General features: G+C 69.6%; 20 protein-coding genes. 12 read left to right on the top strand and 8 right to left on the bottom strand.

Annotated features, from left to right (window positions below):
• Positions 1–2: 2 nt before the first annotated feature.
• The 3 genes from AADV74_RS07625 to AADV74_RS07615 all read left to right on the top strand — a co-directional run bounded on the left by AADV74_RS07625 (position 3) and on the right by AADV74_RS07615 (position 3,028).
• On the top strand, positions 3–1,199 hold the full coding sequence (locus tag AADV74_RS07625) for an ABC transporter ATP-binding protein (RefSeq protein WP_342112853.1): 1,197 nt from the start codon (positions 3–5) through the stop codon (positions 1,197–1,199).
• 9 nt (positions 1,200–1,208) lie between these two features.
• Positions 1,209–2,123 (top strand): ABC transporter permease, encoded by a 915-nt coding sequence (locus tag AADV74_RS07620; RefSeq protein WP_342112852.1) that lies wholly within the window; start codon positions 1,209–1,211, stop codon positions 2,121–2,123.
• 86 nt (positions 2,124–2,209) lie between these two features.
• Positions 2,210–3,028, top strand: coding sequence for an ABC transporter permease (locus tag AADV74_RS07615; RefSeq protein ID WP_425287277.1), 819 nt, complete (start codon positions 2,210–2,212; stop codon positions 3,026–3,028).
• 6 nt (positions 3,029–3,034) lie between these two features.
• Here AADV74_RS07615 and AADV74_RS07610 read toward each other — a convergent pair whose 3' ends face one another.
• Positions 3,035–4,024, bottom strand: coding sequence for an asparaginase (locus AADV74_RS07610; protein ID WP_342112851.1), 990 nt, complete (start codon positions 4,022–4,024; stop codon positions 3,035–3,037).
• A 2-nt stretch (positions 4,025–4,026) separates the two neighbouring features.
• Positions 4,027–5,388, bottom strand: a complete 1,362-nt coding sequence (gene gabT / locus AADV74_RS07605) for a 4-aminobutyrate--2-oxoglutarate transaminase (RefSeq protein WP_342112850.1) — start codon at positions 5,386–5,388, stop codon at positions 4,027–4,029.
• Positions 5,389–5,451: 63 nt separating this feature from the next.
• Here gabT and AADV74_RS07600 point away from each other — a divergent pair, with 63 nt between their 5' ends.
• A complete protein-coding gene (locus AADV74_RS07600; protein ID WP_342112849.1) occupies positions 5,452–5,925 on the top strand; it encodes an OsmC family protein in 474 nt (157 codons plus the stop codon).
• On the opposite strand, the gene AADV74_RS07595 is transcribed toward AADV74_RS07600, so the two are convergent.
• Complete coding sequence (locus tag AADV74_RS07595; RefSeq protein WP_342112848.1) at positions 5,895–6,155, bottom strand: hypothetical protein; 261 nt, start codon at positions 6,153–6,155, stop codon at positions 5,895–5,897. The two genes, AADV74_RS07600 and AADV74_RS07595, sit on opposite strands and share 31 nt — an antisense overlap.
• A gap of 113 nt (positions 6,156–6,268) precedes the next feature.
• Between AADV74_RS07595 and AADV74_RS07590 the strand changes: the two genes are divergently transcribed.
• The gene (locus AADV74_RS07590) at positions 6,269–6,763 is read left to right on the top strand and encodes a CGNR zinc finger domain-containing protein (protein ID WP_342112847.1); all 495 of its coding nucleotides are present in this window, start codon (positions 6,269–6,271) and stop codon (positions 6,761–6,763) included.
• A 94-nt stretch (positions 6,764–6,857) separates the two neighbouring features.
• On the opposite strand, the gene AADV74_RS07585 is transcribed toward AADV74_RS07590, so the two are convergent.
• Positions 6,858–7,862, bottom strand: a complete 1,005-nt coding sequence (locus AADV74_RS07585; RefSeq protein WP_342112846.1) for a hypothetical protein — start codon at positions 7,860–7,862, stop codon at positions 6,858–6,860.
• A gap of 34 nt (positions 7,863–7,896) precedes the next feature.
• Entirely contained in the window at positions 7,897–8,652 is a 756-nt protein-coding gene (locus tag AADV74_RS07580) for a lysophospholipid acyltransferase family protein (RefSeq protein ID WP_342112845.1), read from the bottom strand.
• A gap of 67 nt (positions 8,653–8,719) precedes the next feature.
• Between AADV74_RS07580 and AADV74_RS07575 the strand changes: the two genes are divergently transcribed.
• A complete protein-coding gene (locus AADV74_RS07575; RefSeq protein ID WP_342112844.1) occupies positions 8,720–9,802 on the top strand; it encodes a 1-deoxy-D-xylulose-5-phosphate reductoisomerase in 1,083 nt (360 codons plus the stop codon).
• A 48-nt stretch (positions 9,803–9,850) separates the two neighbouring features.
• Here the strand turns inward: AADV74_RS07575 and AADV74_RS07570 are convergent, their stop codons facing one another.
• Positions 9,851–10,771, bottom strand: a complete 921-nt coding sequence (locus AADV74_RS07570; RefSeq protein ID WP_342112843.1) for an NAD-dependent epimerase/dehydratase family protein — start codon at positions 10,769–10,771, stop codon at positions 9,851–9,853.
• 71 nt (positions 10,772–10,842) lie between these two features.
• Here AADV74_RS07570 and AADV74_RS07565 point away from each other — a divergent pair, with 71 nt between their 5' ends.
• A complete protein-coding gene (locus AADV74_RS07565) occupies positions 10,843–12,270 on the top strand; it encodes a M50 family metallopeptidase (RefSeq protein WP_342112842.1) in 1,428 nt (475 codons plus the stop codon).
• An 82-nt stretch (positions 12,271–12,352) separates the two neighbouring features.
• The gene (locus AADV74_RS07560) at positions 12,353–16,144 is read left to right on the top strand and encodes an SCO7613 C-terminal domain-containing membrane protein (protein WP_342112841.1); all 3,792 of its coding nucleotides are present in this window, start codon (positions 12,353–12,355) and stop codon (positions 16,142–16,144) included.
• Between the two features lie 22 nt (positions 16,145–16,166).
• Here the strand turns inward: AADV74_RS07560 and AADV74_RS07555 are convergent, their stop codons facing one another.
• Entirely contained in the window at positions 16,167–17,351 is a 1,185-nt protein-coding gene (locus tag AADV74_RS07555; protein ID WP_342112840.1) for an acetyl-CoA C-acetyltransferase, read from the bottom strand.
• A 140-nt stretch (positions 17,352–17,491) separates the two neighbouring features.
• On the opposite strand from AADV74_RS07555, the gene AADV74_RS07550 reads away from it, so the two are divergent.
• On the top strand, positions 17,492–18,214 hold the full coding sequence (locus AADV74_RS07550; RefSeq protein WP_342112839.1) for a hypothetical protein: 723 nt from the start codon (positions 17,492–17,494) through the stop codon (positions 18,212–18,214).
• Positions 18,215–18,317: 103 nt separating this feature from the next.
• Positions 18,318–19,472: a flavodoxin-dependent (E)-4-hydroxy-3-methylbut-2-enyl-diphosphate synthase gene (ispG, locus tag AADV74_RS07545; RefSeq protein ID WP_342112838.1), complete on the top strand. Its 1,155-nt coding sequence runs from the start codon at positions 18,318–18,320 to the stop codon at positions 19,470–19,472.
• 63 nt (positions 19,473–19,535) lie between these two features.
• Here ispG and AADV74_RS07540 read toward each other — a convergent pair whose 3' ends face one another.
• Positions 19,536–20,384, bottom strand: a complete 849-nt coding sequence (locus AADV74_RS07540) for an alpha/beta fold hydrolase (protein ID WP_342112837.1) — start codon at positions 20,382–20,384, stop codon at positions 19,536–19,538.
• A gap of 25 nt (positions 20,385–20,409) precedes the next feature.
• Here AADV74_RS07540 and AADV74_RS07535 point away from each other — a divergent pair, with 25 nt between their 5' ends.
• Together AADV74_RS07535 and AADV74_RS07530 are read left to right on the top strand one after the other, a co-directional pair.
• Positions 20,410–21,012, top strand: a complete 603-nt coding sequence (locus AADV74_RS07535) for a TetR/AcrR family transcriptional regulator (RefSeq protein WP_342112836.1) — start codon at positions 20,410–20,412, stop codon at positions 21,010–21,012.
• 187 nt (positions 21,013–21,199) lie between these two features.
• Complete coding sequence (locus AADV74_RS07530) at positions 21,200–21,898, top strand: hypothetical protein (RefSeq protein WP_342112835.1); 699 nt, start codon at positions 21,200–21,202, stop codon at positions 21,896–21,898.
• Positions 21,899–21,959: the final 61 nt, after the last annotated feature.

The following is a 21,959-nucleotide window of genomic DNA, read 5'->3' as shown; positions in this document are numbered from 1 at the left end:
GCATGGCGGCATCGCAGTTCGCCGACAGCGGCGCCGACCTCACCCTGGTCGGCATCGAGAAGCGGTTCCCGGGCTTCACGGCCATCGAGGACCTCAACCTCGAGATCCCGGCAGGGTCGTTCTTCGCCCTTCTCGGGCCGAGCGGATGCGGCAAGACCACGACCCTCCGGCTCGTGGCCGGCCTCGAGGAGCCGACCGCCGGACGCATCCTCATCGGCGGCAAGGACGTCACGTCGACCAAGCCGCACCAGCGACCCGTCAACACCGTGTTCCAGAGCTACGCGCTGTTCCCGCACATGACCATCCTCGAGAACGTCGCCTTCGGACTGCGTCGCCGCAAGGTCTCCGACCCCGTCAACCGGGCCCACGAGGCCCTGCGACTCGTGGAGCTCGACCATCTGGCAGCGCGCAAGCCGCAGCAGCTCTCGGGAGGTCAGCAGCAGCGGGTCGCGCTCGCTCGCGCAATCGTCAACCGACCGGCGCTCCTGCTCCTCGACGAGCCTCTCGGCGCCCTCGACCTGAAACTGCGCCGCCAGATGCAGCTCGAGCTGAAGACCATCCAGGAGGAGGTCGGCCTCACCTTCCTGCACGTCACGCACGACCAGGAGGAGGCCATGACCATGGCCGACACCGTCGCCGTGATGAACAAGGGGCAGATCGAGCAGATGGGCGCCCCCGAGGCGCTCTACGAACTGCCGCACACGGCGTTCGTGGCCAACTTCCTCGGTCAGTCGAACCTGTTCACCGGCAACGTCGTCGAGTCGACCTCGACCGTCGTCGCCGTCGATGTGGCCGGCATCCGCGTGGCAGTTCCCATCGCCCGGGCCCAGCGTCACACCGGCGCCGTCACCGTGGGCGTGCGCCCCGAGAAACTGGCGATCCACCGTGATGCCCCGGCCACCGACTCCGGCCGCAACACCCTTGGCCCCGGCCGCGTGATCGACGTCTCGTTCTCCGGAGTGAGCACCCAGTACCTCGTCGCCATCCCCGGAGCCGGGACCGTCGTCGTGTTCTCGCAGAACCGCGAGTTCGGTCCGATCAGCCACGTCGGCGACGACGTCTGGATCAGCTGGAATGTCGAGCACTCCTTCGGACTGGCGGATGTTCCAGACGAGGTGCAGCGGTTCGCCGGCGACACAGACACCAAGTCCATCGCGGCGCAGCGTCGTGAGGCGCTCATCGCCGAGCTCGAGGACTAGGGAGCGACCGTGGCCTTCGCCGCCTTCTCGAGTACCTCGGTCGCCGCCGAGCCAGCGCCGCGCAAGAAGAGTCGCATCGCGCTGTTCCTGCTGCTCCCCGGCATCCTGTATTTGGTTCTTTTCTTCCTGACGCCCCTCGTGTCGCTGGTTCTCACGTCGCTGCAGGCGCCGCGCGAGTTCGGCGACATCGGCCAGTACGACTACGCGTTCAACTGGCAGAACTACGTGCAGGTGGTCGAGGCCTACCTGCCGCACATCCTGCGCTCGTTCGGCTACGCCCTCGCTGCCACGATCTTCGCGCTCGCGTTCAGCTATCCGCTGGCCTATTTCATCGGGGTGAAGGCCAGACGCTGGCCGCTGCTGCAGAGCCTCATGCTCGTGCTCGTCATCGCCCCGTTCTTCATCAGCTTCCTGCTGCGCACACTGGCCTGGAAGCAGTTGCTCTCCGATGAGTCGTTCGTGATCACCGGCCTCAAGGCGCTGTCGCTGATGGCTCCGGATGCGCACTTCACCGGCACGCCGGCCGCAGTCATCTTCGGCCTGACGTACAACTTCATCCCGTTCATGACGCTGCCGCTGTTCACGACGCTCGAGCGGCTCGACACCCGCTACCTCGAGGCCGGCAGCGACCTCTACGCCAGCCCGTTCCAGGTGTTCCGCAAGGTGACCATCCCGCTCTCGATGCCCGGCATCGTCGCGGGAACCCTGCTGACCTTCATCCCGGCCGCCGGCGACTACATCAATGCGAGCCGCGACTTCCTCGGCGGGGCGGACACGCAGATGATCGGAAACGTCATCGAGGCGAACTTCCTGGTGTTGCAGAACTATCCGGCGGCTGCGGCGTTGTCGATCATCCTGATGACCGTCATCCTCGTGATGGTCGGCGTCTACGTGAAGCGAAGCGGAACGGAGGACCTGCTGTGAGTGGAGAAGGACAGGCCGGTGCAGTCGTCGCGGGGCTCTTCGAGACGCAGACCGACGAGGAGGCTAGGCCTCCCCGTGATGGTCGGCTGCGTTCGCAGCGCCGCTGGCCGACGGCCACGGGCTGGATCCTGCCCGCCTACGTGATCCTGGCCTTCATCTTCCTGCTCATCCCCATCGCCTACACGTTCATCTTCAGCTTCAACGACTCACTGAAGTCGAACATCTCCTGGCGTGGATTCACCTTCGACAAGTGGCTCAACGTCTGCGCCGTGCAGAACGGCGCCGTCTGCGAGGCCTTCGGCAACAGCATCATCATCGGCGTCGTGGCGACGATCGTGGCGACGATCCTCGGAACGATGATCGCCATCGCCATCGTGCGGTACAGGTTCCGGGCGCGCTCGGGGATCAGCCTGCTGCTGTTCCTGCCGATGGCGACCCCCGAGGTCGTGCTCGGCGCCGGTCTCGCCGCGCAGTTCCTGGCGCTCGGTGTCCCGAAGGACATGCTCACGATCATCATCGCCCACACGATGTTCTGCATCAGCTTCGTCGTGGTGACGGTGAAGGCGCGCGTGGCGAGCCTGGACCCGGCGCTCGAGGAGGCCGGCCGCGACCTCTACGGCTCGCCGTCGCAGGTGTTCATGAGGGTCACGTTCCCCCTCCTGCTGCCCGGCATCATCGCGGCTGCGCTGCTCTCGTTCGCTCTCAGCTTCGACGACTTCATCATCACGAACTTCAACTCGGGTTCGGTTATGACGTTCCCGAAGTACATCTACATCTCCGCGTCGCGCGGCATCCCGGCCGAGGCGAACGTGATCGCGTCGGCAGTGTTCCTGTTCGCGATCGCGCTCGTGCTCGCCGCCCAGATCTCGCAGGCGGCCAGGCGGCGGAAGCTGGCGAAGGGGTAGAGGGGACTACACCGTCGCGCGGATGCGCCCGACGCGGCCGGCTCCGCCGGTCACCCAGAGGTCGAGCTCCTCGAGCACGGGCGCGACGGCCTCGGCGTCGAGGGCACCGGCCTGCACCAGCAGGCGCAGAGCGACGGCGTGCACGACACGGATGTTCCCGTCGAGAACCTTGGCGGCCACTGTCGTCCCGTCGGGGGCCGTCATCACGATGCTGCCCTCCGCTCCGTACTTGGAGAAGACGCCCAGACGCTCGATCGTGATGGAGTCTCCGAGCCCGGGTCCGGCGATGACCCACGGATGCTCCCGCACGGCCTCGGTGAGAGCTCCGGCCTCGCGGTAGATCGCGAAGGGCGACGACGGGGTCGACGTCGTGACGCGCTGGATGCCGCGGGCGAGTGCGGTGAGCGAGATCGCGTGCACGGGAGCTCCGCATCCGTCGATCCCGGTGGCGGCCGGCCGTTCGCCCGTGAAGCGCTCGACGATGTCGAGGATGCGCCTCTGCAGTGGATGCTCCATGTCGAGGTAGCCCTTGAGCGGCCAGCCGTTGGCGGCGCAGGCCGCGAGCATGGCGGCGTGCTTGCCGGAGCAGTTCATGTACAGCGGCGACTTCGGGCCGTTGGCGCGCACCACGGCGTCGCGGGCTGCCGTGTCCTGCGGGTAGGCGTCGGGGCAGGCGAGAGCCGACTCGGGCACGCCGGCGCGCGCGAGGACCCCGCGCACGAGGTCGACGTGCCGCGCTGTGCCGGAATGGCTGGCCGTGGCGATCGCGGCATCCGTGCCCCGCAGGGTGACGCCGCTCGACATGACGGCGACGGCCTGGAACGGCTTGAGCGCCGATCGCGGGAACACCGGCGACGCGATGTCGCCCACAGTGCGCACGATGTCACCGGCGGCGGAGATCACGACGGCTGAACCGGCGTGACGGGACTCGATGAAACCGCTGCGCTCGACCACGGCAACCTCGACCGAGTCCTCGACCTGGAATGTCTCCGTCACGATCAGGACAGCCGTGCGAGGGCGGCGTCGAGCACCGACAGGCCGTCGGCGATGAGCTCGTCGGTGACGGCCAGACTGGGGAGGAAGCGGAGCACGTTGCCATAGGTGCCGGCGCTCAGGAACAGCACGCCCTGCTGAGCGGCCCAGGTGGTGATCTCGCTGACGGCGGCGGCGTTCGGCTCCTTGGTCGTGGATCCGGTGCCCGGCTGCACGAGTTCGATCGCGATCATGGCTCCGCGGCCGCGGATCTCGCCGATGATGTCGTAGGTCGCGGCCAGCTTCTCGAGCCCGGCCGTGAGGGTCTTCTCGATGCGCTCGCCCTCGGCGAGCAGTCCGTTGTTCTCGATGGCCTCGAACACGGCGACGGCCGCGGCGCAGGCCACGGGGTTGCCGCCGAACGTGCCGCCGAGTCCGCCGGGCTGGGCGGAGTCCATGATCTCGGCGCGGCCTGTGACGGCAGCCAACGGCAGGCCGCCGGCGATGCCCTTGGCGGTGAGCACCAGGTCGGGCTCGAGGCCGAAGTGCTCGCTGGCGTAGTAGCGGCCGGTGCGGGCCATGCCCGACTGGATCTCGTCGGCGATGAGCACGACGCCGTTGGCCGTGCACCACTCCTGCAGCGCGGGCAGGTAGCCCTCGGCCGGGACCATGAAGCCGCCCTCGCCCTGGATGGGCTCGACGACGAGGCACGCCAGGTCGCTCGCCCCGACGACCTTCTCGAGCCAGCTCGTGGTGCGAGCCGCGGCGTCGGTGCCGCTGAGGCCGTCGTGATAGGGGTAGGAGCTCGGAGCGTGGTAGACGTCGCCGGCGAGGGGTCCGAACCCCGTCGCGTAGGGCATGGCCTTGTAGTTCATCGCCATCGTCAGGTTGGTGCGGCCGTGGTACGCGTGGTCGAGCACGGCGACGGCCCGGCGACCGGTGTGCTTGCGGGCGATCTTGACGCCGTTCTCGACGGCCTCCGCCCCCGAGTTGACCAGCACGCTCTTCTTCGCCCAGTCGCCCGGTGTGTGCTCGGCGAGCAGTTCGGCGACGCGCACGTACTGCTCGTAGGGCGTGATGGTGAAGAGGGTGTGGATGACGTCCTGCAGCTGGCCGGCTGCAGCCGCGACGACGCTCGCCTCGGTGTGGCCGACGGTGGTGACGCCGATGCCGGCGCCGAAGTCGATGAACCTGTTGCCGTCGACGTCGACGAGGATGGCGCCGTTGGCTCTCTCGATGTACACGGGGAGGGTGGAGGAGACCCCGGAGGACACCACGGCCAGACGTCGTTCATGCAGTTCCCGGGACTTCGGGCCGGGAACGGCGGTGACGATGCTGCGCTCCTGAGGAACTGAGGTGACGGGGGCGTCGAGAGAGGTGAAAGTCATGGTGCGTCCAGCTTATCCTCGACGAGGAGACAGCCAGCAGGCACGCAGAACGGAGCTCACGCCATGGATTTCGACCACCACTACGCCGTCGCAGTCGACTGGCAGGGCGACCGGGGGACCGGCACGAGCGGGTACAGGGAGTACGGGCGGGAGCATCTCGTGACGGCATCCGGCAAGCCGGCCATCGACGGTTCAGCCGACCCGGCCTTCCGCGGTGACCCTGCCCGGTGGAACCCCGAGGAGATGCTGGTCGCCGCTCTCGCCCAGTGCCACATGCTGTCGTACCTGCACGTCGCCGTCACCCACGGCGTCGTCGTGACGGGCTACTCGGATGCCGCCGTCGGCACGATGCGCCAGACGCACGACGGCGGCGGTCACGTCACGGGCGTCACGCTGCGCCCACGGGTGGAGGTCGCCGACGCCTCGATGATCGAGCTCGCCTCGAGCCTGCATCACGAGGCGTCGGTGAAGTGCTTCATCGCGGCGTCGGTCAACTTCCCGGTGGCTCACGAACCCGAGACGCGCGCCCGCAGCTGAGAGGTGTGCCGCGCCCGGGTGATCTCGTGAGCGGCATCGGCCTGGTCGGCGAGCGCTGCAGCCTCATCCTGCATCGCCCAACGATGGATGGCGGCTGCCCACCGGCCGTCTCGCTCGAGGGGCTCGAGCTCGGCCGCCTCGTGCACCTGCTGGTGACGCAGGCTCTCGTCGTCGCTGCTGTGATCGAGCACTCGCACGTCGCGGGTGGCCCAGAGGATGAGGGGATTCATGATCAGCGCTCCGTTGCTGTGTCCGGCCCGGTGGTGGGCCGGTTCTGATAACCAGCTATTCCTGATTGGTAGTTACACGCTATCGTAACCACTATTCGATGTACAGTGGTTAGATGACGGATGGCGGGAATGTGCTGACGAGTGACGGTTCCGGCGCGACGGCGCACGAGGACCTCCTCGTGGACTTCCTCAACACCCTCGACGTGGAGGAGCTGACCGACACCCTCGCGTCGGAGGGCGAGCTGGCGGCGTGGGCCACGAATCACGGGTTCGTTCCCGGCGGGCTCGATCAGGTGCTGGCCGTTCGGAACGCCCTGCGCGCGCTTGCGAGCGGGGAGGAGGCCGAGCTCCCCGACCTGCCGGTGCGCGTCGCCATCACGGCGCGATCGGTGACGCTCACTCCGTCGACGGTGGCTGAAGCCGTGCTGGCCAGCGCGCTCACTCTCGGCATCGAGGGACGGTTGCGGCGCGTGAAGCTCTGCTATGCGCACGACTGCGCCTGGGCGTTCTACGACAGGTCCCGCAACGGTTCGCGCACCTGGTGCGACATGGGAGTGTGCGGCAACCGGGCCAAGGTGCGCACCTACCGGGAGCGCGCCGCTCGCTGAGGCCCGGGCGCAGCCCGCGGTCGAAGCGCACTTCTGAGCGACGCTTCGACCGCGAACTTCGTTCGGGCCTCTGCGAGCAGCCTGCGAGTAACGCTCAGCGGGCGTCGACCACGGCCACGTCGTCGAGCACCCAGCGCGGGGCAGCGCAGGGCTGCCCGCCGACGAGGTTCGCGCACGGCCCGAAGATCGTCGGATACGGCTCGGTGTCTGGAGCTCCGAACCACTTCGAGTACAGGAGCCAGAAGTTCAGGTTCCCGTGGGTCGAGCAGTCGTCGCCCTCGCCCTTGAGGTCCGCCAGGGCGGCGTCGTTGGGCTGGTACGGCGTGTAGTTGTAGAGGTTCGCCGTCGCCTGGTTGGCGACCTTCACCACGGTCGATCCGCAGGCGGCATCGGGGTTGAATCCGACCGGCACGGCCCCGATCCTGTAGGCGCGATCGGGATGCTGCGTGTACTGCCTGAACTGCCAGGCGGCGTTGTAGACCTGGTTGAAGAAGCCGAAGTACTTCTGGTCGCAGTCGGCAGTGTCGGGGCATCCGTACCCCGTCGCCCGGAGGTACCCCGAGGCGTTCGGCCGGGTGACCAGCGACTGCTCCTTCTGCAGGAGCACGAGCAGCACACGCGGGCTGACGCCGCAGGCTGCCGCCACCTTCGTGATGATGCGTGCAGCCGTCTCGTCCTTCCCGGGCAGGTAGGCGTCGCAGTGGCCGCGCTCGACAGCGGCCTGGAAGGTGGTGTCCTGGCTGAAATCGCGCAGGCACGGCGACTCGTCGCGCGGCTTGCACGGTGCGGAGTCGAGGAAGTCCTGCACCTGTCGCTCGGTCATGGCGGCGCTGTTGAAGAAGTTGTAGTCGCTGATGATCAGCCCGGGATCGAAGTCGTCTCCATCGGTCTGCTCGGCACCGACGGCCGCGGCGTAGAACGGATGCGACTGCACCGCTGCAAGCGTCGACGCCCCGATCCCGGCCACGGCGCCATCGGCGGTGAACCCGCCGCCGATGGCATCGGGAGCCGGAGAGCCCGTGATGACGACGCCCGCCAGGACGACTGCGGCCACGGTCGCGCAGATTCGGCGCAGGAGGGGGCGGGTCGGGCTGGTCACCGTTCGACCCTAACGGCGACGGCTGACGGATGCCTCAGCGACGCTCGCGGGGGAGCACGCGGTCGACGAGCTTCGCGACGCCGTGCTGCGGCGACTCGTTGTAGGCGTTCGCCAGTTCCTGGCCGCTCAGGGAATGGATGGCCGCCATGATCTCATCGGTCGCGTGCCGCCGGGCCCGTCCGGAATCGGGATTGCCGTGCACGCTCAGGTCGAGCGGTTCGCCGAATGCCACGGTGAAGCGATGCGGACGCGGGAACTTCGTCCCCACGGGCTGGATCTTGTCGGTGCCGAGCAGGCCGACGGGAACGACGGTCGCCCCTGTCGTGAGGGCGAGGAACGCGACACCGGTGCGCCCCTTGTAGAGCCTGCCGTCCAGGGAGCGTGTGCCCTCCGGGTAGAGCGCGAAAGCCCCGCCGCTCTCGAGGATGCTGGTGCCGATCTCGAGGGATTCCTGCCCGGAGGCTCCGGCTCCGCGCTCGACGGGCACGACACCGATGGAGGTGAACCACCAGCGCGTGATCGCGCCGCCGATGCCGGTGCCCTCGAAGTAGGTGGACTTGGCCAGGAACTGCAGGCGCCTCGGCGCGACGCTCGGGATGGCGATGCTGTCGATGAACGACAGGTGGTTGCTGGCGAAGATGACCGGGCCCGTGCGCGGCACGTTGGCGCGCCCGCTGACCCGCGGACGGAAGTAGAGCCAGACGATCGGCCAGAGCAGCGCCTTGCAGAGTGCGTACACGAAGCCCGGCCGACGGATCGGCTGCGGTGTCGTCGTGTCCTCGTCGGCCATCCGTTCACCGTAGTCCGAAATACATGCGCCGGTGAGCATGCACGGAGGGCCGCGTAGAGTGACGCAGGTGAAGCGGATCATCATCCTCGGCTCGACGGGTTCCATCGGCACGCAGGCACTCGACGTCATCGGCGCCAATCGCGACAGGTTCGAGGTGGTCGGTCTCGCGGCAGGATCCAACCGAGCCCTCGTCGCAGAACAGGCTGCGGCCTTCGGTGTCGAGCACACGGCATTCGGCGAGATCGAGGCCGAGCAGATGGTGCGCACCGTCGACGCCGACGTCGTCATCAATGGCATCACGGGGTCCATCGGCCTCGGCCCGACCCTCGCGGCGCTCGAGACCGGGCGCACCCTCGCCCTGGCCAACAAGGAGTCCCTCATCGTCGGCGGCGAACTGGTGAGGGCCATCGCGGCTCCGGGCCAGATCGTGCCCGTCGACTCGGAGCACTCCGCCATCGCCCAGGCCCTCCTGGCCGGTGCGCCGAGCGAGGTGCGCCGCCTCGTGCTCACGGCATCCGGCGGCCCGTTCCGCGGTCGCTCCCGTGCCGAGATGACGGATGCCTCTCCTCGCGACGCTCTCGCCCACCCCACCTGGGACATGGGCCTCGTCGTCACCACCAACTCCGCGACCCTCGTGAACAAGGGGCTCGAGGTGATCGAGGCGCACCTGCTGTTCGACGTGCCATACGACGCCATCGAGGTGACAGTGCATCCGCAGTCGGTCATCCACTCGATGGTCGAGTTCGTCGACGGATCGACCATCGCCCAGGCCTCGCCGCCCGACATGCGCCTGCCCATCTCGCTCGGACTGGACTGGCCGAACCGCGTCGCCGGAGTCGGCGTCCCGCTGGACTGGACCCGGGCCCACAGCTGGACCTTCGCCCCGCTCGACGAGGTCGCGTTCCCCGCCGTCGCCCTCGCCAAACGGGTGGGGCGCGCCGGCGGCACCTACCCCGCGGTCTTCAACGCCGCGAATGAGCAGGCCGTGCACGCGTTCCACGCAGGACGCATCGGCTTCCTCGACATCGTCGACACAGTGGAGCGCGTCGTCGACGCCCATGCTCCTGAGTCGGGCAGCCTCACGCGCGAGTCGTTGGCGCAGGCCGAGCTCGACGCCCGCGCCGCCGCGGACGCGATCATCGCCGGCTGACCCGGCTGACCCGGCTGACCCGGCCGCGGGCTCGTCCGGCGATCCGCCTCAGCCGACCGCTCGCACCGACTCCACCGTCGTGCGCAGTGCCTCGGCCCATGCCGTCGCCGACACCCCGAGCAGTCGCTCGGTCTCCCTGGAGTCGATGACGAACGGCGTGCGGAACTGGTAGCTCGACGCCACGATCTCCCGGATCTCGCCGTTCACCAGTCCGATGGCCTTGAGCATCGCCGTCGGATACGGACGGATGCTGCCGCTCGAACCCCAGCCGGAGTTCACCTCGGCGGCTATGGCCGTGCGCGTGCGCGGCTCTCCGCTGGGCACGTGCCAGACCCGGCCCCAGTGCCCATCGTGATCGGCCGCCGCGATGAGTGTCGCCACGATGTCGGGCACATAGCTCCAGCTGTGCGTCGCGTCGGCGTCGCCGATGATGCGCGCCGTCTTCGACGCCAGCACGGGCCCGAGGAAGTCGCTCCCGAGGTGGGCGTTGCGCCCGGCGCCGGGGCCGAAGTAGTCGCTCGCGCGCACCTCCACCCCGCGGATCCTGCCCTGTGCCGTGGCCTCGCGCACCCGGGCCCAGCCGTCGCGGCGCACCAGCCCCTTGGCCTCTGTCGTGGTCTCGGGCGAGGTCTCGGTCATCGGCCCCGTCGGCACGCCGTAGGAGTAGAGGTTTCCCATCACCACGAGGGCGGCTCCGGATGCGGCTGCCGCTTCGATCGCAGCCTCGAAGATCGGCGGCCACTGCTCGGTCCAGCGGTCGTAGGGCGGATTGGTCACCAGGAAGATCGTGTCGGCACCTACGGCCGCAGCGCTGAGGGCGACGGCATCCGAGGCATCGGCCGTGGCCGACGCCGCTCCGGGCACGGCCCTGCCGTCGCGGGTCGCGACGACGACGCTGTCGCCCCTCGCCACGAGTCGCTGCGCGAGGAGAGAGCCGATCAGTCCGTGTCCGACGACGAGTTGACGCATCCGTCGACCGTAGCGAAGGTGTCCAGCCGGCCACCAGCCCCTTCCAAGCTTCGCGCGGCTACTCTGAGCGAGTGGAAACCGTGCTGCCCTTCATCCTCGGCGTCGTCATCGTGGCGCTGGGCCTCGCCGTCTCCATCGCGCTTCACGAGGTGGGGCACCTCGTTCCGGCGAAGCTCTTCGGGGTCAAGGTCACTCAGTACATGATCGGCTTCGGGCCCACCATCTTCTCGAAGCGCCGTGGCGAGACCGAGTACGGCCTCAAGGCCATCCCGCTCGGCGGGTACATCTCGATGATCGGCATGTTCCCGCCGCACAAGGGCGAGAAGGTGCGCGAGGGAGGAACCGGCTTCTTCCAGACGCTGGTGCAGGAGGGTCGCACGGACTCCGGACCCGTCACTTCGGCCTTCGACGACTCGATCGACGCCCGGGAGGCCGAGAAGAGCGGCTACTTCGGACGTATGGCGGCCGATGCCAGGGCCGCCAGCGCCGAGACCATCACCGAGGGCGACGAGCACCGCGCCTTCTACCTGCTCCCCGTGTGGAAGCGCATCATCATCATGTTCGGCGGCCCGTTCATGAACCTCGTGATCGCCGTCGTGCTGTTCGCGGTGCTGCTCATGGGATTCGGCACGGCGCAGGCATCGACGACTGTCGGCAGCGTCTCGGCCTGCGTGCTGCCGGCGACCAGCGAGCGGCAGACCTGCGAGTCGACGGATGCTCCATCTCCCGCCGCGGCCGCCGGCCTCCTCCCCGGCGATCGCCTCGTCTCCATCGACGGTGAGCCGGTCACCAACTGGGACGCATCGACGGCCGTGATCCGCGAGTCATCCGACAAGGAACTTCTCGTGGTCGTCGAGCGCGACGGCTCCGAGCGGACCCTCACCGTGACGCCCCTGCCCGCCGAACGCTACGTCTACGACGACGCCGGCAAGAACGTGCTCGATGCTGACGGCAAGCCGGAGACGGCCACCTACGGATTCGTGGGGATCGGGCCGGCCAGCGAGCTCGTGCCGCAGCCGGCGACAGCGGTGCTGCCTGCCGTCGGCGAGAACATCGCCGGGGTCGCCCACATCATCATCAACCTGCCCGAGCGCATGGTGGGCATCGCCCAGGCCGCCTTCGGCACGGGGGAGCGAGACCCCAACGGCCCGATCAGCGTGGTCGGCGTCGGTCGGGTGGCCGGCGAGATCGCCAGCATCGACACCATCCCGCTGCAGTCGAAGGCCGCGAGCCTCATCGGACTCATCGCCTCGCTCAACGTCGCCCTGTTCGTGTTCAACCTGGTGCCGTTGCTCCCGCTCGACGGCGGTCACATCGCCGGTGCGCTCTGGGAGGCGATCCGACGGGGCTTCGCGAAGCTGGCCGGGCGCCGTGATCCGGGTCCCGTCGACATCGCCAAGCTGATGCCGCTCACCTTCGCCGTCGTCATCATCCTCGGCGGCATGAGCCTGCTGCTGGTGTACGCAGACATCGTCAAGCCCATCAACATCTTCGGCTGATCCTCAGGGCTCGCCCCGACTCCGTTCACCGGAGTGGTGTCGCCGCCGGTAGGGGGCACCCGCCGCCGATAGGCTCGCCGGCATGGCCTGGAGCGACGACGCCGCACGATACCTGCTCGACCCGACGATCTGCCCGCGATGCGGAGCCCCGGTCGTCGGCGTCGCCGTGTGCCCGTCGTGCGGGGCAGACCTCGGCAGTGCCGCAGCGCAGGAGGCATGGAACTGGTCGCAGAAGGCCGCTTTCGCCATCGAGCGCCGTGCGGCGGCGATCGCCGTGATCCCGGATGCCGCGACCACGCCGGCCGCAGGGCGGACGCCGGCGCCCGTCGCCGTGAGCGCCGTCGCGAGCGCCGCTGCTGTAGCTCCGCCGGCGGTGGCGGCCACGGCTGCGGCAGCCGTCGCACCTGGCGTCGCTGCACCTCGAGCCGTCGCATCCGGGGCCCGCTTCGACTCCCAGATCAGCCTGCAGTCGGTTCTCGCCGTCGCCGGCGCCGGCCTCGTCGCCGTCGCGGCGATAGTGTTCACGTTCCTCAACCCCGACCTCGACTTCGGTGCGCGCACAGTCATCATCGCCGTCTGCACTGCCGCCTTCCTCGGGGGAGCCTGGCTGCTGGCCCGGCGCGGCCTCACGTTCTCGTCCGAGGCGATCGGCGGCCTCGGCATGGTGTTCGTCGCCCTCGACGTCTGGTCGTTCTCCGAACTCGCGCCCGAGAGTGTGAGCGGCTGGTGGTTCGCGGCCCTCGGCCTGCTCGTGGCGTCGGCAACGATGATCGTGGTGGCCGCGATCGTGCGACTGCGCACCTGGCTCTGGGTCGGCCTGATGGGCGTGGCCGTCGTGCCTGCCTTCCTCGGCTACGCGGGAACGGATACGGGAGACGCCGCAGCGAACGCCGGCGTCTGGGCCGTCGTAGGCCACCTCGGGGTCGGCTTCGCCGCCGTCGCGCTGCACCGGGTCGTCCGGCGCCTGCGTGCACGTTTCTCCAGTGCGCTCGAGGCCGATCGGATCTCGCTCCAGGTGCTGCAGGTGCTCGTCGTGTTCATCGTCGTGGGCCAGGCGCCCTGGGTCGCCTTCGTGAGCAATGCCTCGTCGGCTGCCACCGCCGTCGGCATCGCCGCCGCCTATGCTGCTCTCGCCGCCCTGGCCATGCTCAGTGCCCGTTCGGGCCTGCGCGGGTTCTGGAGCGCCCTGGCCGGCGTGCTGAGTGCCGGCGCGCTCGCTGGGCTGGCGCAGGCGCCGGACTTCGGCGACGGCCGCTGGTGGCCCGCCCTCGTGCCCGTGGCCGGGGGTCTCGTGCTCGTCGCCGTCAGCGTCGTGCCGATTGCGGCATCCGTCAACTGCACAGCGCTCCGCACTGGCGCTCTGGTCACGACGCTGCTGTTCGCCGTCCCCGCGTTCGCCGTCGCGGTCGGCGGAGCCGTCGCGACCGTCATCGGCGGGGCGACATCCGGTACGTCCGACTACGCGGTCTTCGGGAGGACGTTCCTCGGCGGTTACGCGACGGAGCAGCTGGCCGCCGTGGTCGGCCTCATCGCCGTCGGCGTCGCCGTCTGGGCGGCGGCACGCCTCTCCCCGGGCGAGCCATGGCGGGTCCTGGCAGATCCCCTCGTCGCCGCGCGCTGGATCGCCGCCGTCGGCGTCGTGACGTTCCCGGCCTGGTCGCAGCTGCAGCCCTGGGCGCGGTCGGCCGAGGCGTTGGCGCTGGCCGCCCTGGCCGGAGCGGTGCTCCTGTTCGTGCCACGCGTGCGCGACTCCAGGCTCGCGCTGCGCCTGCCAGGCATCGTCGGCGCCCATGCCGTGCTCGTCCTCGCCGTCGTGCTGTCCTGGCCGGAGCAGCGGCTCGCCGTCGTTGTCGGTGCCGTGGCCGTCGTACTCACAGTGCTGCTCGCCCACACTGTTCCCGTGGTGCTCCGTCCGGCGCACATGGGCGTCGGGTTCGCCTACGCCCTGGTGGTGACCGGCCTGGCCCTCGACCTCGCCGGCCTCGACACCGTCCCGGTGCTCTGCCTCACCACCACCGTGGCCGCCCTGGCAGCGCTCGCGGCGACCCTCACGCGGTGGCTGCGGGCCGGCACCTGGTATGCGGTGCTGATCGTGACCAGCGTGCCGTTCCTCGTCGGAATCGCCGGTGTACTGCAGGAGCGGAGCGCCTGGACCGCCCTCTCCACCGGGGTGACGGCGCTGCTCGCCTTCGCCCTCACCACGACCCGGCGGCCCGGCCTGACCGTCGTCGTCCGCGCCGTGGCCGCTGCCGTGATCGTGCCGGCGCTCGCCGTGGTGGTCGTGTGCCTCTGCGCCGCCTTCCTCCCGACCAGCGGATCTCCCGTCGCCCTGCCGATCATCGCCGTCATCGTCGCCGCCGTTCTGCCCAGCACCGGCGTCATCCAGACGGCCCTCGAGAGGGCCGGATCGGCGCAGCGCGAAGCTCGCGCGGTGAGGCTGGCGATCGAGGGGTCGGCCCTGCTCACCGGCGCCCTCGCCGTGCTCATCGCCCTCGTCGGCGTCGCCGGGCTCGAGACGGCCTTCGTGGTGCTGCTCGTGATCGGCATCGGCGCCGCTGCCACCGGACTATGGGTTCGTCGCTACGGCTGGTGGATCGCCGCCGCAGCCTGGACCGGCGCGCTCTGGTGCCGCTGGGCCATCGCGGGCGTCGACGTCGTCGAGCCCTACGTGCTGCCTCCGGCGATGGTCGCGGCCCTCGTCGGCACGATCCTCCTGGCTCGAGGCCGACGCGGCGTCCCCCTTGCCACGACGGGCCTGGCGAGTGCCGTCGTCCCATCGCTCGTGGCGCTGGCCGTGTCGGGCTCCGGCGTCGATGCTGCAGCCCCCTGGCGCACGCTCGCCCTCTTCGGTGCGGCGGCGGCGCTCCTGGTCTTCCTGGCCCTCATCACCCGTCCGTCCGGTGAACCCAGAACCCGACTCGCCGCCCTGGGCCTGCCCGTGGCCGTCATCGCCATCGCCGCAGCCGGCGCAGGTGCCGTCCAGGGCATTCGCTACGGTCTCGAGTTCGACCTGCTTCCCGGCATCTCCGACGCCGCGCTGATGGTGACGGTGATCGGGTACGCCGTCGCCGCGTGCCTGCTCGCCGCGACGGCGGGGTGGCTGCTGGTGCGTGCTGGCGCCAGATCGCGCTGGGTCTACGCCGCGGCATCCGTCTATCTGGTCGCGGGCCCCATCACGGCTGTGCGCGACGACCCGTTCTCGATCTGGACCCTGTGGATCCTCGCCGTGCTCCTGCTGGCCCTCGTCGTGATCACGGCGGTGCGCGCACAGTCGCACGCGACGACGCTGCCGCCGGTCTGGTTCCTGTGGGCCGTGGCGTGGTGCACGGGCGTCGCCGGCTGGAGCGAACGCGAGATCCTCCGTGTGGAGGGCTTCTCGATCCCGCTCGCCCTGGGGCTTCTGCTCGCCGGCATCGTGGCGATGGGGCATCGGGCGACGGATGCCGACGGCGCGGCGTCGGCGCCATCCGGATCGTCGTCGGCCTTCGGTCGCCTGAACGCCTGGCCGACGGGCTTCAGCGGATCGTGGCGCCTGCTCGGCCCCGGACTGATCGTCCTGCTGGTCCCCTCGATGATGGCGACGGTGACGGACCCGACGACGTGGCGCGCCATCCTGGTGATAGCCCTCGCGCTGGTGGCGATCCTCGTGGGGGCTCGCCGCAGACTCGCCGCACCATTCATCATCGGCCTCGTGGTGCTCCCGGTCGAGAACGTGCTGGTGTTCGCCGTACAGCTCGGCCGCGACATCCAGTCGCTGCCGTGGTGGATCACGCTGGCCACGGCCGGAGCCGTGCTGCTCGTGATCGCCGTCGGGTCCGAGCGTCGTGAGGGGTCCGACAAGGGCGTGGCAGCGCGCATGCGCGACCTCACCTGAGCCCGGCGGTGCCGGACCGCCCTCAGCGCGAGAGCAGCAGAGCGTCTCCCTGACCGCCGCCGCCGCACAACGCCACGGCTGCACGCCCGGAGCCGCGACGTGCCAGCTCGTGGGCCGCGTGCAGGGCGAGCCGCGCGCCGGAGGCTCCGATCGGGTGGCCGAGGGCTATCGCTCCGCCGTGCACGTTGACGACCTCCGCGTCGATGCCGAGGTCGCGGGTCGACTGCACGGCGACGGCGGCGAAGGCCTCGTTGATCTCGACGAGGTCGAGCTCGGATGCATCCCACCCCTGCCTGGCCAGAGCCGCGGCGATGGCGTTGGACGGCTGGGAGTGCAGGGAGTTGTCCGGTCCGGCGACATGGCCCGACGCCTCGATCACGGCGAGCCAGCTGAGACCGTGCGACTCGGCGTACTCCCGGCTCGCCACGACGAGCGCACTCGCGCCGTCGGAGAGCGGGGAGGAGTTGCCGGCGGTGATGGTGCCGGTGGAGGAGAAGGCCGGGCGCAGGGCGGCCAGCGTCTCGACCGTCGAGGTGGGACGCACTCCCTCGTCCGTCGCGACGACCACCGGGTCGCCCTTCCGCTGTGGAACGCTGACGGCGACGATCTCGTCGGCGAAGACGCCAGCCTCCATGGCGGCTCCGGCGCGCTGGTGCGATGCTGCCGCAACGGTGTCCTGGTCGGTGCGACTGATCGCCAGCGGGCCGTTGTGCTCCTCGGTCGATGCGCCCATCGACACCCTGTCGAAGGCATCCGTCAGCCCGTCGAATGCGGCATGGTCGATCATCGTGACGTCGCCGTAAGCCCAGCCGCGGCGGGATCCCGGCAGCAGGTGCGGGGCATTCGTCATGGACTCCTGGCCTCCGGCGACGACGACGGATGCCTCACCCAGGCGGATCAGCCTGGCGGCGTCGATGACGGCGGCGAGCCCCGAGAGGCAGACCTTGTTCAGCGTCATGGCCGGCACCCGCCATGGGATCCCGGCGGCGACGGCACTCTGCTTGGCCGGATTCTGGCCGGCACCGGCCTGGAGCACCTGGCCCATCAGCACCTGATCGATGTCGTTCGCGTCGACGCCGGACTTCTCGATGGCATCGCGGATGGCGATGGTGCCCAGCTGCACCGCGGACAGGGCGGCGAACTGGCCGTTCACCCGGCCCTGCGGGGTACGCGAACCGGACAGGATGACGACCTGGGTCGTGCTCATGAATCGCAACTCCTTCGTTGTGAGGCCGGTGTGCGGCCTCCTTCGACGATAGCCCGATGTGCGTGCACACCCGCGCCGGTCTGTCATCATTCATCGACGGATGCACCGGTTCCGGCCGTCCACTGACCAGAGGATGACGCATGCCTGTACGACGAACACTGGCCGTCGGCTTCCTTCTCGCCTCCTCGCTCCTCGCGCTCGTCGGGTGCACGGTGGGAGGTTCGGTCGCCGAGTCGACGACGCCGAGCCCGGCGCCCGCACGGACGACGCCGGAGCCGACGTCCGTCGATCCTGTCCCGGCCGTCGATCCTCTCGACGTCGTCGTCGCGCTGGTTGCCCGCCCGACAGCGCTCGAGTTGCGGGCCTCGGATGCAAGCGTCGTGGACCAGATCGACTACCTGGGATCTGCAGCCGATGCCGTCGCGACGCTGACCGCGCTGTTCGGAACCGATCCCATCGACGAGAGCTACGCCGCGACGAATCATGCGCCAGCCGGAATCCGCCACGTCTGGGGCACTCTCACCATCGACGAGCGCCTGTACGACGAGGCGATGCGGGCGGAGAAGGGCCTGGCGGGCAGCCTCGTCTGGCCGAACGTGGCCGTCTACTTCGACGCGGCCGACAATGGGGAGATCGCCCTGTCGACAGTCCAGGGTTACGCCGCAGGGGACGACTGGGCGACGGTCTCGGCGGCCGCCGACGTGGTCGCGAACCCGTCGGGATGCACTGGTCCGGCCGCCGAACTCGGTGACGACCCTGTCGAGGACACCCAGGTGGCCGTCGTGCTCTCGCACGAGGACGGCGGCGACGCCGTGCTGTCCGTTGCCGCTCCGGTGCCGTTCTACACCGACGGCTGCGTCTGATCGGCACTGTGTGGTCGGTGGCTCCGCTGTGTCCGGTCGCCGACACCAGTGCAGACGGCCGGTGCTGAGCCAGTGTCCAGCGAGCGCCGCGTAGGATCGTCCTGTGCCCGCTGTGAATCTCGGAATGCCCAAAGTCCCCGAAGTCCTGGCCCCGCGACGCAAGTCCCGCCAGATCAAGGTGGGCAAGGTGCTCGTCGGCGGTGACGCCCAGGTGAGCGTGCAGTCGATGACCACGACTCCGACCCCGAACATCAACGCCACGCTGCAGCAGATCGCCGAGCTCACGGCATCGGGTTGCGACATCGTGCGCGTCGCAGTGCCCAGCCGTGACGATGCCGAGGCGCTGCCGATCATCGCCAAGAAGAGCCAGATCCCGGTCATCGCCGACATCCACTTCCAGCCGAACTACGTCTTCCAGGCCATCGACGCCGGATGCGCCGCCGTCCGCGTGAACCCGGGAAACATCCGCAAGTTCGACGACCAGGTCGGCAAGATCGCTGCCGCTGCGAAGGCGGCCGGTGTCTCGATCCGCATCGGCGTCAATGCCGGGTCGCTCGAGCCGAGCCTGCTGCAGAAGTACGGAAAGGCGACCCCTGAGGCCCTCGTCGAGAGCGCCGTCTGGGAGGCCAGCCTCTTCGAGGAGCACGACTTCCACGACTTCAAGATCTCGGTCAAGCACAACGACCCGATCATCATGGTGAAGGCCTACCGTCTTCTCGCCGAGCGCGGCGACTGGCCACTGCACCTCGGAGTGACCGAGGCGGGTCCGGCGTTCCAGGGCACGATCAAGAGCGCCACGGCGTTCGGCATCCTGCTGAGCGAGGGCATCGGAGACACCATCCGCGTCTCGCTGAGCGCGCCGCCGGTCGAGGAGGTCAAGGTGGGGCTGCAGATCCTGCAGTCGCTCAACCTCCGCGAGCGCAAGCTCGAGATCGTCTCGTGCCCGAGCTGCGGCCGAGCCCAGGTCGACGTCTACAAGCTGGCCAACGACGTGACCGACGGGCTCGAGGGCATGAGCGTTCCGCTGCGCGTCGCAGTCATGGGCTGCGTCGTGAACGGACCGGGGGAGGCCCGCGAGGCCGATCTCGGCGTGGCATCCGGCAACGGCAAGGGCCAGATCTTCGTCAAGGGCGAGGTCATCAAGACCGTCCCGGAGTCGGAGATCGTCGCGACCCTCATCGCCGAGGCGAACCGCCTCGCCGCCGAGATGCCTGCGACCGACACCTCGACGGGTGCTCCCGTCGTGTCCGTGGGCTGACGCCCGACTCTGGGCTCGCCGGCCCAGCGTCGGCACCGACCCGCGCACAGAAGCTGCCTGCGCTCAGGACGTCGGCAGTCCGTCCCAGAACGCGAGCAGCTCGGCGGCCAGGGCCTCGGGCTGTTCGAGCGGAACAAGAGTGCGTGCGTCCCTCACCGTCGTCGAGCGGACCATGGGCCCTGCCGCTGCCGCCGAACGCTCCGCATCGGCCGGGCTCCAGTCGCCGCGGTCGTCGGAGGCCACGAAGAGGCTCGGAACCTGGATGCGCGGCATCAGGTGCGACACGTCGACCCGATCGAGAATGAACGAGCGGAGAGCGAAGCTCATGCTGCGCCGCCCCGGGCGCTCCAGGCTCTCGACGACGATCTTCCTGAGGCGGGGGTCGGCGGCGGACTGTTCGGTCAGCATCGCGTCGATCACGGCCGAGCGCACTGGACCCACAGGGCCGACGTGACGCAAGAGTGGGGCGAGCAGTTCGATCCTGCGCCGCAGCTGAGGCGAGATGGCCTCCACGGGTGAACTGATGGCCGCAAGTGAACGCAACACTCCGGGCTCGGCTGCGAGCTCGTAGCCGACGTGCCCGCCGAAAGCGTTGCCCACCCAATCGACGGGTCGGCCGGCGGCCAGTTCGTCGAGGGCGTCGTGGGCGGCGGCGGCTGCCTCGGCGATGGTGCTGCGGCGGCTCAGGGGCTCGCTCAGGCCGAGCCCCGGCGGGTCGATCAACACGAAGGACCGGTCAGGCCGGGCCCGGAGGAGGAGCAGCATCTCGTCCCAGGTGTGACTGTCGACGAACATCGACGACCAGAGCACTGTGAGTGCCCCGTCGTCGGGGCCGGCGCGGCGCACGGACAGGCGGCCGAGTCGGGTCGGGATACTCAGGAGACGGGTATTCGGAGTGAGTGAGATTGACATGAAAGTTGATGTTAGCCTGAATCACATGAAACTGCGAGAGTCCTCCGGCTCGAGGGAGTACCGCATGTCGGCCCGGGCGGAATCGGCGGAACTGACGGGCGAGCGCATTGTGGACGCCATGCTCGCCCGGCTCCGGGAGACACCCTACGAGCGCCTACGTCTCGACGACGTGGCGGCCGACGCCGGTGTGACGGTTCAGACCGTCATCCGCCGTTTCGGCGGCAAGGCCGGACTCATGACGTCGGTTGTCGAACGGGAGTTCGGGCGCATCGTCGCTGCGCGGGACGCCGGCGAGCGGGGTTCGGTGGCGAGCACCGTGACCGCGCTCGTCGCGCACTACGAGGAGTACGGTGCCCTCATTCTGAAGACCTACTCCGAGGCGCCCCAGATTCCCGGACTCGCCGAGGTCGTGGGCAGGGGTCGTGCCTACCACGTCGACTGGTGCCGTCGCGCGTTCGAGGGGTATCTCGACTCGGGTACCGACGAGGAGACACGCCGGGTTCGACTGGCTCAGGTCGTGGCGGTCTGCGATGCGACGACCTGGCGCATCCTGCGTTTCGATGGTGCTCTGACGCCTGATGAGACCGAGCGCGCGCTTCGCGAACTACTCGCTCCGCTCCTCGGCTGAACTAGTCGCTCCGCTCCTCGGCTGAACTAGTCGCTCCGCTCCTCGGCTGAACTAGTCGCTCCGCTCCTCGGCTGACCTCGTCGCGTCCTACCGCGGCCATGAGAACACTCTCACCACCCGGGGACTTGTCGAGCGCGGCGAGCACGCTCCAAGCTGGACGCACTGCGTTCTGACGAGGAGGCCACCAGTGTTCAAGCCGGCTACGGGTGTCGCCATCGCCGCCGGCGCCGTGCTGGTCGTGAGCGGCCTGTCCGCCGCGGTCGTCGCGCTGCAGAACGCCTTCGAGGTGGGGGAGTCCCCGGCCCACACGATCGGCGTCGACGCCGTGTCGGGCGAGGAGCCCATCGACGAGCCGACGCCGACGCCCACCCCCGATGCCGCGCAGGATGACCCATCGGTCGTCGTGCCCGTCGTGGCCGTTCCGGTTCCCGTCGATGCCGTCGAGCCCGTCGAGCCCGTCGAGCCCGTCGATGACGAAGAGATCGCGCAGCCGGATGGCAGCGGCGACGTGGTGGCCCCAGTCGGCGATGCCGAGGTAGCGGCCCCCGTGACCGAAGCTCCGTCCCCACCTGCAGCGCCGCGGCCGGTCGCCGCCGTGCCGCCGAGCGATGAGACGACGCCGCCCGACAAGAGGGCCGACCGAAGCCCGGCGGGGGCTCCCGATCCGACGACCGACGAGGACTCCACCGGCATCGACAGGCACCGTGACGGCGATCGACTCGAACGGGGCGATCGCGACGGGGAGCGTGGCGGGGATCGCGACAGTGCCGACCATGCAGATCGCGATTCCGATCGCGGTGCACGAGACGACCGCGGAGGCCGCGACGGCGTCCATGACCGCGGCGATGATCGCGGCCCGACGGGCCGCGATGGGCGCGGCGACTGAGCCACGGTCCCACGAGACCCGCTCGGAGAGCTGCGCAGGGTCCGGCATCGCATTCGGGTTG

This window comes from Leifsonia stereocauli (assembly GCF_038432415.1).
GTDB lineage: Bacteria > Actinomycetota > Actinomycetes > Actinomycetales > Microbacteriaceae > Orlajensenia > Orlajensenia stereocauli.
The sequence above is the reverse complement of the archived record's forward strand: the minus strand, read 5'-3'. Positions and strand labels throughout refer to the sequence as shown.

Excerpts from the sequence above, each read along its gene's own strand:
- AADV74_RS07600 (WP_342112849.1), top strand. The coding sequence starts at position 5,452 with ATGGATTTCGACCACCACTACGCCGTCGCAGTCGACTGGCAGGGCGAC.
- gabT (WP_342112850.1), bottom strand. The coding sequence starts at position 5,388 with ATGACTTTCACCTCTCTCGACGCCCCCGTCACCTCAGTTCCTCAGGAG.
- AADV74_RS07535 (WP_342112836.1), top strand. The coding sequence starts at position 20,410 with ATGAAACTGCGAGAGTCCTCCGGCTCGAGGGAGTACCGCATGTCGGCC.
- AADV74_RS07555 (WP_342112840.1), bottom strand. The coding sequence starts at position 17,351 with ATGAGCACGACCCAGGTCGTCATCCTGTCCGGTTCGCGTACCCCGCAG.
- AADV74_RS07595 (WP_342112848.1), bottom strand. The coding sequence starts at position 6,155 with ATGAATCCCCTCATCCTCTGGGCCACCCGCGACGTGCGAGTGCTCGAT.
- AADV74_RS07625 (WP_342112853.1), top strand. The coding sequence starts at position 3 with ATGGCGGCATCGCAGTTCGCCGACAGCGGCGCCGACCTCACCCTGGTC.
- AADV74_RS07560 (WP_342112841.1), top strand. The coding sequence starts at position 12,353 with ATGGCCTGGAGCGACGACGCCGCACGATACCTGCTCGACCCGACGATC.
- AADV74_RS07580 (WP_342112845.1), bottom strand. The coding sequence starts at position 8,652 with ATGGCCGACGAGGACACGACGACACCGCAGCCGATCCGTCGGCCGGGC.
- AADV74_RS07570 (WP_342112843.1), bottom strand. The coding sequence starts at position 10,771 with ATGCGTCAACTCGTCGTCGGACACGGACTGATCGGCTCTCTCCTCGCG.
- AADV74_RS07550 (WP_342112839.1), top strand. The coding sequence starts at position 17,492 with ATGCCTGTACGACGAACACTGGCCGTCGGCTTCCTTCTCGCCTCCTCG.
- AADV74_RS07590 (WP_342112847.1), top strand. The coding sequence starts at position 6,269 with ATGACGGATGGCGGGAATGTGCTGACGAGTGACGGTTCCGGCGCGACG.
- AADV74_RS07540 (WP_342112837.1), bottom strand. The coding sequence starts at position 20,384 with ATGTCAATCTCACTCACTCCGAATACCCGTCTCCTGAGTATCCCGACC.